The following is a 1,959-nucleotide window of genomic DNA, read 5'->3' as shown; positions in this document are numbered from 1 at the left end:
CGCCGATCTCGACGGAATCCGAGTCCGGGTACAGCGCCGCAAGGTCGATGGTGTCTCCGTCGGCCGAGCCATTCACGAAGGCGAAGCCGCCGCTCACCTGGCCGACGTTCACCGTCAGGTTCAGGCCGACGAAGTGGCCCGGCGTCGGGGTGTCGGACGGGATGAAGAAATGCAGTTCCTCGACGTCGGTGACCGTGTCGGTCCCGAGGCCCGCCAACGGGCCCAAACCCTCGACCACGGCGTCGCCGTCGGTGACCGTGACGCGGAAGACGTCCGTCACCGTGTTTCCATCCACCACCTGGACGATGATCTTGCCCGCGTCGGCGCCCACCCCGGCGACGCTGCGCAGCGAGCCCACCGTGTCCTGCGGCAGGGGGAAGCCGGCGATGTCGTGGCCCGGGCCGCCGTCGAGGCGGTCCGAGCCGCCATGGCCGGTCAGCCGGTCGTCGCCACCCAGACCGTCCAGGGTGTCGGCCCCCGCGCCGCCGTCGAAGGTGTCGTTCCCGGGCGTCCCCTGCTGCGTCTGGCCATCGAGCGCATCGTGCGCCCGCACGCCGTCGCTGAAGGCGAAGAACTCGACCCCCGAGACGGTGTCGGTTCCTTCCGGCGCGCCCGGACGCAGGTCGGCGATGACCAGCGAGCCGCCCTCGCCGACGGTGATCTCGTAATCGGCCCGCGCGCCGCTCAGGAAGAAGGTGTCGCTTCCTGCGCCGCCGTCGACCTTGTCTGCGCCCGCGCCGCTGTAGAGGCTGTCGGAGCCGTCTCCGCCGCGCAGGTCGTCGTCACCGCCGGCCGCGGCGATCACGTCGTCGCCCTCACCGCCGTCCAGCGTGTCGGCGCCGTCGCCATCGATGACCACGCCGATGGGCCCGGAGCCCCCGACGCCGTGTGTGTCCGGCCGCATCACCGCGTCGCCGCGCAGGATGTCGTTGCCGGCGCCGCCCGACAGGGAATCCGAGCCGGCGAAGCCGAGCAGCTGGTTGGCGCCGCCGTCGCCGGCGAGCGTGTCCCCGTAGGCCGAACCGGAGAGGTTCTCGAAACCGTCCAGGGTCATGGCGCCCTGGCGGGTCGCCTGCGCAGCGCCTTGCAGCGCCAGCGAGACCGCCACCCCATCCGGGCTGATGTCGGTTCCGTTGCCGTTGAACGAGAGGGTGTCGAGACCGGCCCCGCCCTTCAGCGTGTGGTCGCCCGGGCCGACCTGGACCAGGTCGTTGCCCGCGTCCCCGTCGATGACGTCGTTGCCGGTGACACCCGAACCGTCGGAGCCACCCCACAGCCAGTTGTCGCCGCTGGTCCCCGTAAGAGTGTCGCTGAAGCGGGTGCCGGAGAGATTTTCGATGCCGATCAGGGTGTCGACGCCCTGGCCGGTGTCCTGGGGCCCGGAGATCCGCAGGTCGACGCGGACACCCTCGGTCGCGTCCGACGAGAAGCTGGCCCGGTCGATGCCGGAGCCACCGTCGAGCACGTCGTCCCCCGCGCCGCCCACGAGCTGGTCGTCGTCGGCGTCGCCGTGGAGCGTGTCGGCCCCCGTGTGGCCGCGGAGGACGTCATGCCCCTGGCCGCCCGAGACGCTGTCGTCGCCCTCGAGACCGCTGAGGATGTCCACGCCGCCGCCGCCGGCGATGGTGTCCGCCCCGGCCGTGCCCGCCAGGGTGTCGTGGCTGTCCGTGCCCGTGATGACGTTCCCCTGGACGGGCGCCGCGATGGTCTGGTCGCTGAACTTCAGGAACTCGACGCCGGTCAGCGTGTCGACCCCGTCGCCCGCCTGCCGGTTGTCGGTGACCGTGATCGACCCGTCGCCGTTCAGGGTGACCGCGTAGTCGGCGCGTGCGCCGGAGAAGACGGCGGTGTCGGCGCCTGCGCCGCCGACGAGGGTGTCGGCGTCCGCGCCGCCGGTGAGGGTATCGTCGCCCGCGCCGCCCTTGAGGGTGTCGGCGCCTGCGCCGCCCTGCAGGTCGT

Annotated in this window: 1 protein-coding gene; it reads right to left on the bottom strand. The window is 72.4% G+C overall.

Annotated features, from left to right (window positions below; all coding sequences use genetic code 11):
- On the bottom strand, positions 1-1,959 hold a 1,959-nt coding region (locus tag V7Z97_RS20310), incomplete at both ends, for a calcium-binding protein (RefSeq protein ID WP_334165431.1).

It is taken from the genome of Phenylobacterium sp., assembly GCF_036821595.1.
Classification (GTDB): domain Bacteria; phylum Pseudomonadota; class Alphaproteobacteria; order Caulobacterales; family Caulobacteraceae; genus Phenylobacterium.
The sequence above is the reverse complement of the archived record's forward strand: the minus strand, read 5'-3'. Positions and strand labels throughout refer to the sequence as shown.